At 41.8% G+C, this 15,926-nt stretch carries 8 protein-coding genes; 7 read left to right on the top strand and 1 reads right to left on the bottom strand.

The features are described from left to right. Window positions 1–9 precede the first annotated feature (9 nt). Entirely contained in the window at window positions 10–2,796 is a 2,787-nt protein-coding gene (locus BMW53_RS03240; protein ID WP_038557260.1) for a hybrid sensor histidine kinase/response regulator transcription factor, read from the bottom strand. Between the two features lie 268 nt (window positions 2,797–3,064). Here BMW53_RS03240 and BMW53_RS03235 point away from each other — a divergent pair, with 268 nt between their 5' ends. The 7 genes from BMW53_RS03235 (at window position 3,065) to BMW53_RS03205 (ending at window position 15,703) form a co-directional block, all read left to right on the top strand. Further along, window positions 3,065–4,408, top strand: a complete 1,344-nt coding sequence (locus tag BMW53_RS03235) for a sugar porter family MFS transporter (protein WP_217642872.1) — start codon at window positions 3,065–3,067, stop codon at window positions 4,406–4,408. 12 nt (window positions 4,409–4,420) lie between these two features. Further along, window positions 4,421–5,353: a carbohydrate kinase family protein gene (locus tag BMW53_RS03230; protein ID WP_051567700.1), complete on the top strand. Its 933-nt coding sequence runs from the start codon at window positions 4,421–4,423 to the stop codon at window positions 5,351–5,353. Window positions 5,354–5,365: 12 nt separating this feature from the next. Continuing rightward, complete coding sequence (locus BMW53_RS03225) at window positions 5,366–8,554, top strand: SusC/RagA family TonB-linked outer membrane protein (protein WP_038557250.1); 3,189 nt, start codon at window positions 5,366–5,368, stop codon at window positions 8,552–8,554. Between the two features lie 20 nt (window positions 8,555–8,574). Further along, the gene (locus BMW53_RS03220; RefSeq protein ID WP_038557246.1) at window positions 8,575–10,317 is read left to right on the top strand and encodes a RagB/SusD family nutrient uptake outer membrane protein; all 1,743 of its coding nucleotides are present in this window, start codon (window positions 8,575–8,577) and stop codon (window positions 10,315–10,317) included. A 78-nt stretch (window positions 10,318–10,395) separates the two neighbouring features. Next, a complete protein-coding gene (locus BMW53_RS03215; protein WP_038557244.1) occupies window positions 10,396–11,868 on the top strand; it encodes a glycoside hydrolase family 32 protein in 1,473 nt (490 codons plus the stop codon). Window positions 11,869–11,898: 30 nt separating this feature from the next. Beyond that, the gene (locus tag BMW53_RS03210) at window positions 11,899–13,476 is read left to right on the top strand and encodes a glycoside hydrolase family 32 protein (RefSeq protein ID WP_038557243.1); all 1,578 of its coding nucleotides are present in this window, start codon (window positions 11,899–11,901) and stop codon (window positions 13,474–13,476) included. A gap of 10 nt (window positions 13,477–13,486) precedes the next feature. Continuing rightward, a complete protein-coding gene (locus BMW53_RS03205; RefSeq protein WP_051567699.1) occupies window positions 13,487–15,703 on the top strand; it encodes an alpha-galactosidase in 2,217 nt (738 codons plus the stop codon). The last annotated feature ends 223 nt before the right edge of the window (window positions 15,704–15,926 follow it).

Genomic DNA, 15,926 nt, shown 5'->3' with positions numbered 1-15,926 from the left:
TGTTGGTATCTAATTTTTCCCAAATTCACTCGGCGATATCCCAAATTGAGCTTTAAAACATTTTGTGAAATACGATGGTGACGAAAAACCAACTTCGTAGGCAATTTCAGCAATGGTTTTACCGTTGGTTTTAATCAGGTTCAATGAGAGTTTCAATTTCACGGAGCGCACAAATTCGCTGACTGACATTCCTGTCAGCTTTTTAATTTTTCGGTAAACATGAACGCGCGAAAGACCTAATAACTGGCTCAGTTCTTCAACTGTTAATTCCTCTTTTTCAAGGTGTTCTTCCACAATTTGCGAAATCTTGTTCAGGAATTTTCTGTCAAGGCGTGAAAGATCTTTGTCGTCTTCGGCAATAAGTAGCTGACCTTTGTAGCGTTCCTGCATTTTCTTTCTGAGTTCGAGCAATTTCTTCACCCTAATTTGCAGATGCCTGCTGTTAAAAGGTTTCGGAATGTATGAATCGGCTCCTTCTTCCAGACCTTCAAATTTCTGCTCTTGCGAAGCTTTTGCTGTTAGAAGGATGATTGGAATATGGCAGGTTTTTATATCAGTTTTTAAAGTGCGGGTAAGTTCCAGCCCATCCATTTTCGGCATCATAATATCGCTAACAATAAGGTCGGGTTCGTTTTCCCTGATTATATCCAGCGCCAGTCTTCCATTTTCTGCTTCCAGAATATGATAATGATTAAACAAACTGTCTTTTATATATTCACGAACATCGTTCTCATCCTCAACCAAAAGAACCGTCGGTTTTTCCTCAAAATTTGTCTCAATTTTCTTTTCTCCGGTATCTAAAACCGGATTGATATGGATTTCGTTGTTTCGTTGAATCTGCTTCTTTTTCGTCTCGTTTATCGGTGTTTCAATTTTTTCAGATGCGCTAAGATGGGCGTTTCCAGTTGGCAAATGAATAGTGAAAGTGGTTCCTTCTCCTATGTTGCTTTTAACCTCAATTTCTCCGTGGTGCAGGTCAACAAATTCTTTCGAAAGCGAAAGTCCCAGTCCTGTTCCCATAAAACCACGTGAGCTTTCTGCCTGATAAAAACGATCAAAAATATGGTCAATCTGATCCGTTGGAATTCCATTGCCGGTATCGGAAACTTTAATTTCAACTTCTTCATCCCAAATCTTCTTTGCTAAAGGTTTAATTACTTTTAGAGTAATTTGAATAGTGCCATTAACAGGAGTGAATTTAATGGCATTTGAGAGCAGGTTGAATATAACTTTATCAAGTTTGTTAAGGTCGAACCATGCATTTAAATGACTTTTTTCTGCTTCCCAAACAATTGATATATGCTTTTTCTCCGCCAGATCATAAAAGGGCATTACAATATCTTTAAGAAAACCAACAATGTCGTAATTGGTGGCTTGCAACTGCATTTTATTGTTTTCAATTTTCCTGAAATCCATCAGCTGGTTAATCATGTGCAGCAGGCGAAGTGAATTCTGGTGCATCATGGACACCTGCTTCTTAAAACGTTCAGGAATATCTGCTGATTCGATCATATCCTCTAACGGACCAATGATGAGTGTAAGAGGCGTTCTAAACTCATGCGACATATTGGTGAAAAAGCGAAGTTTGGTTTGTGTGGCCTCCTCCAGTTTTTCCGAAACTTCAATAAGTTGGTCTCTTTGTTTTATAATTTCCTGATTTCTTTTTTCTATTTCGAGTTTTTGAAGCTCCAGTTTTTGGTTGGCCGCACGTTTGTTTTGATAGGCTCTGAAGGTTTGAATAACCAGAATAACAATGGCTGCCAGCAAAACCAATACAACTATTAAAAAACTCCGTTGACTTTTAAAACGGGCGATCTGGTTTTCAAGAACGGATTTTTGGTCTTCTATTTTTCCCTGCAGATCGTCAACTGCCTCGTATTGAAGTTTTAATATTTTGGCATTATTGTTATCAATAACCACCGTTTCAAGAATATTGATACGATCAAAAGGCTGCTTGTTCAGAATTTTAGCAGCCAGTTGAATGGCCTCAGCACCACCGGTAGGATATAGAAAGGTAGCATCAATTTTACCATCGATCACATCTTCTATTCCACCGTCATCTCCCAATAATCCATCGATACCCAGGATAAATTTCTCACCAATGTTATTTGCATCAATTATTTCGTAAGCTGCTCTGGCAATCCGGTCATTATGCGAAAAAACAAGATCGAAGTCCAGTTTTTGGTCAAGAAAATTTTGCATAACCGTTTTACTGTCGCTATAATTCCATTTGCCCGATTCTGAAGCAACCAACTCAATATCGGGATATTGCGAAATCACTTCCATAAAACCATTGTGCCTGTTAATTGCAGGAGATGAACCTTGCAGCCCGGTAATTTCAACGATTTTACCTTTGCCATTTAACAATTTTACGGCATAATCTCCGGCTTCTTTTCCAATTAAATAATTGTTGGCACCAACATAGGCAGTATAAGCCTCCGAGGCTATTTGCCTGTCGATAACGATAACAGGAATTCCGCTATTATATACCTCTTCAACAATTGGTGTAATTGGTTCCGATTCGTTGGGAGAAACAATTAAAAGGTCGATTTCTTCATCCAGCAATTGCCTGATGTCGTTTATTTGTTGTTCGCTATTGTCGTTGGCGTCTTTAATTACCAGTTCAAAATCGGGGTAAAAAGCCAGTTCTATCATCATTTCGCGGTGCATCGATTTGCGCCAGTCATCGCCTGTGGTGCATTGCGAAAATCCAATTTTGTATTTTTCTTTTGACGAAAGACTAAAGAAGGAGAATAGGAGTACGAATAGAAATAGTATCGTTAGTTTCTTCGTCATATAGCTTAGTCTGATTAATATACTTTTGTGAAAGTAATAAATTTCAAATAACCAATGTCTCAATTTACGTGATAACGTGAAAGAAAACTGCCATTTAATTTTTTAACGTGTATCATAGTTGATAATGATGTTACATAAGTATAAACGTATTGATATTTAGGCTGATAATGTTACATGTTTTTAACACTCGGTAACATTGTTTAAAGCAGAAGAACGGCTGCCCCCATACCTTTGATTCAGAGTTTTAAACCAATAATTCTGAATCGAAATGAAGACACAAAACGTATTTTCAGTTGCCATAATAATCGCTCTTGGCGGCTTTCTTTTTGGTTACGACATTGCTATGATGTCGGGTACCACATCGCAACTGGAAACCTTATTCGACTTAAATAGTTTTTGGCTGGGATTTACAGTTGCTGTTGCCATTATGGGTACAATCGTTGGTACTGTTATAATAGGTAAACCGGCTGAAAAATTTGGGCGCCGCAAATCATTAATCGTATTATCCGGTCTTTTTGCACTATCAACTTTGGGAAGTGCATTTGCCATTAATTGGGGAATGTTGCTGGCCTGCCGTTTTATAACCGGAGTTCTTTTGGGTTGTATTTCGGTGGTTACCCCAATGTTTATAGCCGAAATATCGCCTGCAAAAAAGCGCGGACAGCTGGTTTTGTTAAACCAGTTTTTTGTGGTTACTGCCATCTTTCTGGCTTTTGCTGTAAATTACCTTTTGGCAAATATTTTCGAGAGTGGATCGTGGCGCTGGATGATCGGTGTGGAAGCTATTCCCGCTGCAACCTTCTTTTTATTGCTGAACCTGGTTCCTGAAAGTCCGCGTTGGTTGGTAAATCAGGGACATACCGATGAGGCATTGGCTGTATTTCAGCGCATTAAGGCTGAAAATCCAAAGGAAGAAGTACGCATTGTGAAACAATCGGTAGAAGAAGAGGAAGCTATGGGTCACGGAAAGTTGTTTGTAAAAGCTTACCGTTTTCCAATAATGATTGCCTTTTTGATTGCTGCCTTTAACCAGTTGGCGGGTATAAATGCTATTATGATTTATGCTCCACGGGTATTCGAAATGGCAGGATTTGGAACCAATGCTTCGCTACTTCAGTCTATTTCAGTAGGAGCTACCAATTTGGTGTTCACTTTCGTGGCACTTTTCCTCATCGATAAATACGGGCGAAGAACACTTCTTATGGCCGGATCAGTTGGGATGGTCATTTTCCTGGGTCTGCTTTCAAAGTCATTTTTTACCAATAACTACTCCGATTTTGGCGGTTACGGAGTAATGATCTATCTGATGGGTTTCATTGCCTTTTTTGCCTTCTCACAAGGAGCTGTGCTTTGGGTCGTAATTTCCGAGATATTCCCCAATAAAGTACGCTCAAAGGGACAGGCGCTGGGAAGTTTTACCCACTGGATTTTTGCCGCAGCTCTTATCTGGGGATTCCCGGTATTGAACAACACTGTCGGTGGCGGTATATCCTTTGGCTTTTTCGCGGCAATGATGGTGCTGCACTTCTTCTTTGCCTGGAAAGTTCTTCCCGAAACCAAAGGCAAGTCGTTGGAGGAAATACAACAGGAAATGAAAAAACGAATCAAATAATACTAAACAAACATGGAAATTAAGAACAACGAAATATTGTGTTTTGGTGAGGTGCTTTGGGATCGTTTGCCATCGGGCGCGAAAGCCGGAGGTGCTCCCATGAATGTGGCGCTTCACCTCAATGCTATCGGTTTGGATGCTACCATTGCCAGCAGTGTTGGAAACGACGAACCGGGAGCAGAACTAAAAAAATTCCTTGAAGATTCGGGAATGTCTACCGCATACATTCAAACCGATGATAATCTGCCTACCAGTGAAGTACTGGTGCATTTGGATGAAAACAACAACGCTACCTACGAAATTTGTGAACCCGTAGCCTGGGATAATATTCAACTAACTGATTCGCTAATGAAAAAGGCCAGGCAGGCAGGTTTGCTGATTTACGGATCACTGGCTTCGCGCAATCCTTTAACCCGCGAAACACTGATGAATCTGCTGGATTACGATGGACTGAAATTGATTGATGTAAATTTTCGTAAGCCATATGATTCGCAGGAAGTAGTTGAAAAGCTTCTGGAAAAAACGGATGTGGTAAAACTCAACGACGAAGAACTGCAGGTTTTTGCAGGATGGTACAACCGCCCCAGTTCTGACGAGCACAAGCTCATGGAATGGTTTGTAAAACACTATAACATCGGAATGTTATGTGTAACCAAAGGCGAAAAAGGTGCTTTGTTGTATTGCAACGGCAAATTCTACGAACACCCCGGTTTTAAAGTAAATGCAGTGGATACAGTTGGTGCCGGCGATGCATTTCTTGCCGGACTAATTGCCTCTCTGTTAAATAAAAAAGAATCTGCCGACGCATTGGCTTTTGCTTGTGCAACCGGCGCATTTGTGGCATCGAAAGCCGGTGCAACTCCAAAATACGACATGGATGAAATTGAGGAAATCCTATCGAATGACCAACCAACTATCGAAAGAAATAATATTCAAATTAATTAAACTAATCTGATTATGGTAAAAAGGATCAAACTTAAAAATGCGACTAAGGGAATGTTTTTCATTCTGCTTAGTTTGTTTTCAACAATCGCATTTGCCCAGGAAATTTCGGTTTCGGGTACTGTGAAAGACGCCTCGGGCATGGCATTGCCTGGTGTAACAATTGTTGAAAAAGGAACAACGAACGGTACCATTACCGATGTTGATGGTGTGTACACTATCGAGGTAGCGAGTGCCGATGCGGTACTGCAGATTTCTTTTATTGGAATGAAATCACAGGAAATAGAAGTATCAGGAAGAACAACCATCAATATTAGCATGGAGGACGAAACCATTGGTTTGGCAGAAGTTGTAGCCGTTGGTTATAGCGTTCAGCGAAAAGCCGATTTAACGGGTGCCGTTGAAGTGGTTCAAATGGACGCAATTGAAAATGTGAGTTTAAGTTCGGGTAACCCGATGCAGGCTTTGCAAGGACATGTTCCGGGACTTTATATTGAAAAAACCGGTACTCCAAGTGCAACCAGCAGTCGAATTCTTATTCGTGGAGTAAATACGCTGGGAGATAACAACCCATTGTATATTATCGATGGAGTACCAACCAAAAGACCAGAGGTGTTTCAGGGACTGAGCGCCGGTTCAATTGTTTCTGTGCAGGTATTGAAAGATGCGTCAGCTTCTTCAATTTATGGAGCACGTGCATCAAACGGTGTTGTAATTGTTACCACCAAAAACGGATCGGATAAAAAAGGCGAAGTGAATGTTCAGTTTAACTCTAACTTTTCGGTTCAAAGCGAAAAATCGCAACGATATGATATGCTGAATGCTGTTGATCGTGGCCGGGCTTTGTGGCAGGCATCGGTAAACGATGGTGTTGATCCAACGAGCGGATACGGCGAAATATACAACTTCGACTGGAATGGTGATTATAACAATCCTGTTCTGAATGGCGTAACCGTTCAGCCTTATGTTGGAGGAGATATGAACGTTCCCGCGGGCGATACCGATTGGCAGGATGCAACTTATGAAACTGGTTTTGTAATCAATAACGACCTGACTGTTTCCGGTGGAACGGAAAAGTCATCGGTATTAATGAATGTGGGTTACATCAAAAATACCGGTATGCTGAAGTATACCAACTACGACCGTGTTACAGCCCGTATTAACGGACAAACCAGCATGCTGGATGACAAGGTGAAGTTTGGTATCAATGCACAGGTTGTTTCGTCGAACGAAACTTTGGAAACTCCCGACCTTGGTAGTGCTCCAACGCCTGGACTGGCAATTACTTTGGCTCCAACAATTCCGTTGTACGATTCAAACGGCAATTATGGTGGCCCTCTCGGATCAGGTTATTCCGACCGTAATAACCCGGTTATGATGCAGGATATCAACCGGTGGGACAATACCAACAGACGATACTTGTTCGGAAGTGTTTTTGCACAGGTTGAACCTGTTAAGAACCTGGTTTTACGCACGACTTTAGGTATCGATTATTCCATGGTGAAAGACAAGGATATCGAGCCTGCATTTACCAATGGTTTTATTGCACGATCGGTTAACAATTTAAGTATCTATAACAGCGATTTTACCAGCGTAACCTGGTCGAATACAGCGCAATATCAACTTAATCTGGACAAAAGCAAGTTTAACTTCCTGTTTGGTATTGAAGCTGTTAGCGACAATTTCCAGGACTTTAGAGGTTACAAAGAAGGTTTTTCAACACAAACAGAAGACTTCTTTGTGCTGAGCGCCGGAACCAGCAATGGTAACAGCTTTGGAACTGCCACCAGCAGTCGTTTATTCTCTCAATTCGGTAAAATCGATTATAACTATGACGAGCGCTTTTTAGCCTCCTTGACATTACGTCGCGATGGTTCTTCACGATTCGGAGCTGATAACCGTTACGGCTTCTTCCCTGCAGCTACTTTCGGATGGCGTTTGAGCCAGGAATCATTTATGGCAGACATGGAAAAGCTTTCGAACCTGAAATTCCGTGCCGGTGTTGGTCGTGTTGGTAACCAGGATGTTGGTGATTTTGCCAGTCTTGGATTGTTTGAACCTCGTTACGGAGCAGTGGCCAGCCAGGTTGATGGTATATTCCACAACGACTTTTTTGATGACTACTGGAATGTTGGTTCAGCTTATGCTTTAGATGGTCAGGATTCAGGAAACCTGCCTTCTGGTTTTGTTTCTGTGCAAGCCGGAAACCCTGCCTTGAGATGGGAAACAACAGATGAATTGAACCTGGGTATCGATTTCGGATTTTTCGATAGTCAGTTGGTAGGAGCATTCGATTGGTATACACGTAAAACAACCGATATTTTGATTCAGCCACCGGTAGCTTCGGCTTTAGGTGAAGGACAATTACAGTTCCTGAACGGAGCCACCAAGAAAAATACAGGATGGGAATTTGCGTTGAGTTACAGAAAACAAGTGAACAGCGATTTCTCTTACGAAGTTGCAGGTAGTGCCAGCCACTTTGCCGATAAAATCACTGAACTTCCTGAAGAAGTTAGAACCGCTTATCCGGGTAACTCGGAACAAACCGTTCTTGGTCATTCTGAGCTTTCAATTTTCGGATATGTTGCCGACGGTATTTTCAAAAGCCAGTCGGAAGTTGACGCACACGCCAGCCAGGTTGGTGCTGCTGCGGGGCGTATTCGCTGGGCCGATTTGAATGATGACGGTGAAATTAACTCGCTCGACCAGAAATTTCTGGGAACATTACTTCCAAAATTGGAGTATAGCATGCGCGTTGATATGAATTACAAAGATTTCGATCTTTCGATATTTGGTTCGGGTGTTGCCGGAAAAACCGGTTACGATCCTTATACTTTCTACAACGACTTTATTCGTGGCCGCGACAACGTTGGACCCGGTGTTTTCGACGCCTGGACTTCACAAAATCCGGATTCAAACGTACCGGCTTTAACATTGTCTGACAGCAACAACGAAACACGTACTTCAAGCTATTTGAACGTAAATGCTTCTTATTTCAAATTGCGTAATGTGCAGTTAGGTTACTCACTGCCATCAAACGTAACGGAAAGAATTCATATGGACAAACTGCGCTTTTACGTAATGGCTGAAAACCTTTTCTGGATTAAAACCAATGAATTTCAGGGACCGGATCCGGAGCGTACCGACGTAAATGCAATACCAATTCCGAGAACTTTCTCCGTTGGTGTAAATGTTTCATTCTAATCAATAAAACTTAAAATATCATGAAATTGAAAAATATTAAAACATATATAATTGCACTGATAACGCTGTTCGCTGTTTCGTGCGATAATTACCTGGAGACTGAGCCGCAAGGATTTATCTCTGCCGGAAGCCCAACGGCCGAAGGCGCTGAAGGTTTGGTTACCGCGGCGTATGCCGGAATTGGTAATAACGATATGATTGGCCCTATTGCCAGCATGTGGGTTTACGGTAGTGTACGTTCTGACGATGCTTACAAAGGAGGCGGTGGTGTTTCGGACGTTGAGCCTTACAACTTTTACGAGCAATACAACCTTACGCAACCTTTCCAAAGTTGGTTGGCTGGTTTGCCTTACACCTGGGAAAATTATTACCGTGCAATTTCGCGTGCCAATTCGGCATTGCGTACACTAAATGAATTGACTGATGAAGACTTTGACCTGCGTCAGACAAGAATTGCTGAAGCTCGTTTCCTTAGAGGACATTCGCATTTTATGCTGAAAGTATTGTTCAAATACGTTCCATATATCGACGAAAATCTGAGCAACGAAGAGATCCTTCAAACTTCAAACCGCGAATATTCAAACGACGAATTGTGGAACAAAATCGCAGAAGACTTTGAATTTGCAATGAATAATCTGCCGGAATCTCAATCGCAGGTTGGTAGAGCAAATAAATATGCTGCCGCTGCCTACCTGGCAAAACTGAGATTGTATCAGGCCTACGAACAGGATGAGAACAACCAGGTTGTAAATATTAATCAAAGCCGTTTGCAGGAAGTGGTTGACCTTTGCGAAATGGTAATTTCATCAGGTCAATACAGTTTGCAAGCCGATTTTGGCGAGAACTTTACAGGCGGATATGACAATGGTCCTGAGTCTGTTTTTGCCATCCAATTCTCGATTAGCGACGGAACTACTGCCGGCCGTTTGAACTTTGAGACCGGTTTGAACTACCCACACGGTGCGCCACAATACGGATGTTGCGGATTCCACCAGCCAAGTCAGAATATGGTGAATGCTTTTGCCACAGATGCCAATGGTTTACCAAAGTTCGACACTTTTAACGATGTTGAGCTGAGTGCTGCCGATATTACTCCTGATGGTGTGCCTGTTGACCCGCGTATCGACCACACTGTTGGTATCGACGGTCACCCGTACAAATATCGCAACGAAGATGCTTATATTTTCAGCAACAGCTGGGTACGCGATCCGGGTGTTTACGGTTACTTCCAAAGTATGAAAGAACAGCAGGCTGCCGATTGTTCGTGCTACAAAAAGCAAGGTCCTTTTATGGGCGTATCAAAAAACATCGATATTATTCGTTATGCCGATGTGTTGTTGATGCAGGCTGAAGCGTACATCGAACTTGGACAGCAAGATATGGCCCGTCCGCTGATCAATGAGGTACGTAAACGTGCTTCAGAAAGTACCGACAAAACTCGATTTGCCGATGGTACTGCACCATCAAATTACATGATTTCGGAATACGACGGATCGAATTTAGCATGGACACAGGATAACGCGCGCAAAGCTTTACAATGGGAACGTCGTTTGGAATTTGCTTTGGAAAGCCCGCGTTTCTTCGACCTGGTTCGCTGGGGAATTGCAGAGCCTGTTTTAAATGCTTACCTGGAAAAAGAGAAAACCAGAAAAGACTTCCTGAACGAAGCACATTTTACTGCCGGAAGAGATGAATATTTCCCGATTCCGCAGCGTGAAATCGACTTTACCAAAGGTTTGTACGAACAAAATGTTGGTTATTAATAAATAAATCAAGATCATGGTTGGGGGACATTCTCCCCGCCATGATCTGTTTTTAAATTCGAACAAAACTTAAAGAACATGAAAAGTCCGGCCACAATTTTATTGCTGATATTGGTTGTTTTCTGGGGATGCACAGAAAGCAAAAAACAGGAAGTTGCTGATTCTTTACATTTCAGTCTGAAAGATTCAGTGCTAGAGAATCCGATTGCTTTAATCTATGCAGAAGGCAGTTATCAATTGTTTTTCGACTGCACTGTTGACGGGCAAAAAAAGTGTGGACTAGCTGAAAGCAAGGACTTGGTAAATTGGAGCAATAAACCAACAAAATTTGAGTCGGAAGAAGCTGGAAATCAAAATATAAAAACCGTCGTAAAGGATTGGAGTCAAACAACTGAATACAGTGTCGACGTTTCAGCACTAATCGCTTTCGCAACAGTTGCTGACCAACCCGGGAAATTGACAGTTTTATATAGTGCTAATGATGGCTCAACGTGGCAACAGGACACCGAAAACACAGTTGTTCTTACCGATTTTTATGAACCCATTCAAGACCTGAAAGTGTTTTGGAACGACGAAACACAGAACTGGATGATGTTGACTCTTTCAGGTTATGAAGTGCGCTTTTATTCATCTCCGGACTTGAAAAACTGGGAGTACTTAAGTCGGTTTGGTGATGAGGTTGCCTTGAAATCAGGGCAATGGACAAGCATTGATTTTTTCCCGATGGAAATGGCTGAGACCAACGAAACAAAGTGGGTACTTTTTATCAGTGCCGATAGCGGCTCGCCCAATGAGGGCAGCGGTGTTCAGTATTTTGTTGGTAATTTCGATGGCTATGTTTACCAGGCATCACACAATAAACCCAAATGGATCGATCATGGAAGCGATCTTTACCAGGCCGTTGTTTTATCCGATTACCGGATGGTTGCCAAATCACCTGTTTTAATCGGAACTTTATACAGTTCCATCTACGAAAAATTTAGTATCCCCAATAATTCCCCAACTCAATTTTCGCTTCCCCGAAAGTTGACGTTGAAAGAAAAATTCTACGATTACTATTTAATTGCAGGCCCCGTACAAGCCAATGAGAAACTGAATACGGAAACAATTAACGAAACTGAATTATCAGATGGCAAATCGATAGAAAAGAATTTGAATCTGCCAGCACGAATCGATCTGACATTTGATGTTAACAGTCGTTTATATCTGGGTATGGCGGAATCTTTTGGCGTCACTATTAAAACAAAGGAAGGCAAGGAGTTAATTATGGGATACCAGGCTGAGCGAAGATATTTCTATATCGCCGATCCTTCGATACAGCGCGATTTCCCTGATAGCTGGGATGGTTTCTATTACGCGCCTTATGTAACCAACGAGCCACAATTGGATATGACCTTGATTATCGACCAAAATTCGGCAGAATTATTTGCCATGAACGGATTGGTTTCGGTATCAAAGAAATTCGATTTTAAAAGCAATTCAGTGCAGCTTCAATTATTTGGCGAGCAAGGAAAAGTTAATTTACAGACAGGATCAATAACTGAATTTTAAACGATTATTAAACCATTTAAACATATACAAATGAACCACAAGAATTTTAATATCCTGGCCATGCTACTACTGTTTTTCGCAGTGGCTTGTTCTTCAGGTCCAACCAAAACGACAGAACCTATAGAAGAGGCAAAACCATTTACCGAAAAGTACCGCCCGCAATTCCATTTCTCACCGGATTCGGCATGGATGAACGACCCCAACGGGATGGTTTATTACGATGGTGAATACCATTTATTCTATCAATATTACCCCGACAGTACAGTTTGGGGACCTATGCACTGGGGACACGCCATAAGCACCGATCTGATGCACTGGCAACACATGCCCATTGCATTATATCCCGACAGTTTGGGCTTCATTTTCTCCGGAAGTGCTGTGGTCGACTGGAATAATACTACCGGATTTGGCTCAGCAGAAAATCCGCCATTGGTAGCAATATTTACTTACCACGATCCAAAAATTGTAGAGGCCGGTGGAGTTGATGTTGAATCGCAAGCCATTGCCTACAGCCTGGATAAAGGACGAAGCTGGACAAAATATGATGGAAACCCGGTTATTCCGAATGATGGTAACCAGGATTTTCGTGATCCGAATGTGATTTGGAATGAAGAAATTCAGCAATGGAACCTGGTACTTTCTGCTCACGATCATGTCCAGATTTATACTTCTGATGATCTGAAAAACTGGAAACACGAAAGTGATTTTGGCATTGATGCCGGCACACACGACGGTGTTTGGGAATGCCCTGATTTATTTCCTTTGAAAGTTGAGGGAACAAATGAAACGAAATGGGTGTTGATCGTGAATATCAATCCCGGTGGGCCGAATGGTGGTTCCGGAACGCAATACTTTTTGGGCGACTTTGATGGACACCAGTTTATTGCTGACTCGAAAGACACGAGTTGGGTAGACTGGGGTCGCGATAATTATGCCGGCGTAACCTGGAGCGATGTGCCAAAAGAAGATGGCCGCAGGATTTTCCTGGGCTGGATGAGTAACTGGGCATATGCGAATGTTGTGCCAACTGAAGAATGGCGCAGTGCCATGACTTTGCCCCGCACACTTTCGTTGGTTAAAAAGAATGATCAATATGTTTTGAAATCAACTCCTGTAAAAGAAACAGAGCTGATAACAGACAACTCAACTAAAGCAGACATTGAAACTGTTGAGATTTCAGGAGAAATGACATTGAATTTGGGAGAAGTAACCTTGAATCAGAGTCACCTAACGCTGGAATTACAGGTGGGTGAAACGCTGCCTGAATCATTTGGAATTCTGCTTGAAAATGAACTGGGCGAAAATGTCAAATTCAGCTATTCAACTGCTGACAAGCAATTTCAGTTTGATAGAAACCAATCAGGTGACATGAGCTTTTCAGATAAGTTCTCAGGAATTTCGGTTGCTCCATACAAAATCGGATCGACTGTAAAACTTGAAATTTTTGTGGATGCCGCATCTGCCGAAGTTTTTGTGGATGGCGGTGATCTGGTAATGACCGAGATCTTTTTCAACTCTCAACCTTTCAGCAAATTGAAGGTTTTTGCGAATGGGCAATCCATAACACTAATAAGCGCGAAAGCGGTCAATATAAATTCCATCTGGTAAAATATAAGACATGAATAACTATATCAAAACAATACTTTTCAGCCTATTGCAGATCGTTTTGCTCGGCTCCGCGTCATTAGCACAAAACTCGGAAGTAATCGAAATAAATACTAAATCAACCTCGTTGGTTTATGCCGTTGATCAAAGTAGTCGACTCATCTTTCAATATTACGGAAAGAAAGTAGAAGCAGCTGCGAATTTCAGAGTGCAGCAAGCATATTCAAAACCGGATACCGACCGCGATTTTTCGTACGAAGCATATCCAACATTTGGATTGGGAAATATTAACGAGCCGGCTTTGGCTGTTATTCATTCCGATGGAAGCCTAAATACAGAACTGGCTTTTGAAACCGTTGAATCTATTAGTAATTCAGATTTTACAGAAACTGTAATTCATTTAAAAGACCGTGTTTACGATTTTGCCGTAGAATTGCACACCAAAGCCTATTTTAATGAGGATGTGATTACGCAGTGGACTGTAATTGAAAACAACGAAAATGGTGCGGTAAAACTGAACAATTTTGCCTCATCGTTTCTGCCACTGAAAGCCGAGAGTTACTATCTGACGCATTTTTACGGTGCATGGGCCGGTGAAATGAGCGTGGCCGAAGAGAAACTGGAAAATGGAATTAAAGTAATTGAATGTAAAAAAGGTGTTCGTACCACACAGACAGAAAATGCCTCGTTTATTTTAAGTTTGAATCATCCTTCATTGGAGAATTCCGGCGAATGTTATGGCGGAGCGTTAGCCTGGTCGGGGAATTACCGACTGGCTTTTCAGGTTGATGAATGGCGAACCTTGAATGTAGTAAGCGGTATTAATCCTTTCCTTTCGGCCTGGAGTCTGAAACCGGGTGAAAGTTTTTCCACTCCCGAAATGATATACACTTTCAGCAACGAAGGACGCGGTCAGGTTTCGCGAAATTTACACGATTGGGGACGCAAATATGGAATGACTGGAGGAACCGAAATCTATGATATCGTGCTTAATAGCTGGGAAGGCGCGTACTTTACTTTTGATGAAAATACACTGTCCGGAATGATGAATGACGCAGCAGAAATGGGCATCGAAACTTTCGTTCTGGATGATGGTTGGTTTGGTAATAAATACCCAAGAAATAATGATGATGCAGGATTGGGTGACTGGCAAACGAATACCAAAAAGTTACCACGGGGACTGGATTACCTAATCGATTATGCACATTCGAAAGGCTTAAAATTTGGACTGTGGATTGAGCCGGAAATGGTGAATCCGGAAAGTGAACTGGCAGAGAATCACCCGGAGTGGATCGTACAAAGTAACGGTCGTGAAAAAATTACCTGGCGAAACCAGTTGTTGCTTGACTTGTCGAACCCAAAAGTACAGGATTTTGTCTACAATGTTTTCGACAGCCTGCTTACAACACATCCGGGAATTGAGTACGTAAAATGGGATGCCAACCGTCATGTAGAACAGGCAGGATCCACTTACTTATCAGACTCAGAACAGACGCATTTTTGGGTAGCTTACACCCGGGGATTATATTCTGTTTACGATCGGATTCGTGCCAAATATCCTGATTTTGTGATTCAGGATTGTGCGTCGGGAGGTGGCCGCCTGGATTACGGAGCATTAAAATACCACAACGAATACTGGACTTCTGATAATACCGATCCTTTGTCGCGAATATTCATTCAATATGGAACAACATTGATTTATCCACCTGTTGGAGCAGCATCGCATGTGTCAACCAGTCCGAACCACCAAACGCAACGAATGACACCGCTAAAATTTCGTTTTGATGTGGCAATGACAGGCCGTTTGGGAATGGAACTGCAACCAAAAGATATTCAGGGAGACGATCGCATTTTTGCTGAAGAAGCCATTAAAAATTACAAAGAGTTTATACGGCCTTTGGTAACACACGGTGATTTGTATCGCTTAAAATCACCATACGATGAAGGTGGCTGGGCATCGCAACTATTTGTAGCAAAAAGCAAGGAGTCAGCAGTGTTTTATACTTTTAGTTTAGAGCCGCATTTGCGGGGTATTTATCCAACGATAAAACTGAACGGATTGGATCCGAATAAAAACTATCAGATCAAAGAAATCAATAAAAATGGAAAAAGCCGTTTTTGGGGCGACGGACAAACATTTTCGGCCGACTACCTGATGAATGTTGGAGTGGAACTAAAAATAGCCGATCAGTACGATAGTGCATTATTTATGCTGAAAGTAGTGGGTTAAACGACTGTTATTCAGCTTGTAATTAAGATATTCAATAAATGGAATTGAATAAATCGTTAAGGCAGAATTTCCGAGATTTCATTCCATTTAATAACCATAGTGTTAAGTTTGGTTAGATGAATGGCCCGGCGGAAACGACGGGCTTTTTGGCTATCTCTTTTATAGTGATGTCAAATTCATTTTATTTGGTTGATATTGAGCTTGTTTGCTGTTTTCTTTTTGT

It is taken from the genome of Draconibacterium orientale (assembly GCF_900111425.1).
Taxonomy (GTDB): domain Bacteria; phylum Bacteroidota; class Bacteroidia; order Bacteroidales; family Prolixibacteraceae; genus Draconibacterium; species Draconibacterium orientale.
This window is presented reverse-complemented; position numbering and strand designations above follow the sequence as displayed.

Bases quoted from the DNA above. Each gene is read 5' to 3' on its own strand.
- BMW53_RS03215 (WP_038557244.1), top strand. From the start codon at position 10,396: ATGAAAAGTCCGGCCACAATTTTATTGCTGATATTGGTTGTTTTCTGG.
- BMW53_RS03210 (WP_038557243.1), top strand. From the start codon at position 11,899: ATGAACCACAAGAATTTTAATATCCTGGCCATGCTACTACTGTTTTTC.
- BMW53_RS03230 (WP_051567700.1), top strand. From the start codon at position 4,421: ATGGAAATTAAGAACAACGAAATATTGTGTTTTGGTGAGGTGCTTTGG.
- BMW53_RS03220 (WP_038557246.1), top strand. From the start codon at position 8,575: ATGAAATTGAAAAATATTAAAACATATATAATTGCACTGATAACGCTG.
- BMW53_RS03235 (WP_217642872.1), top strand. From the start codon at position 3,065: ATGAAGACACAAAACGTATTTTCAGTTGCCATAATAATCGCTCTTGGC.
- BMW53_RS03225 (WP_038557250.1), top strand. From the start codon at position 5,366: ATGGTAAAAAGGATCAAACTTAAAAATGCGACTAAGGGAATGTTTTTC.
- BMW53_RS03205 (WP_051567699.1), top strand. From the start codon at position 13,487: ATGAATAACTATATCAAAACAATACTTTTCAGCCTATTGCAGATCGTT.
- BMW53_RS03240 (WP_038557260.1), bottom strand. From the start codon at position 2,796: ATGACGAAGAAACTAACGATACTATTTCTATTCGTACTCCTATTCTCC.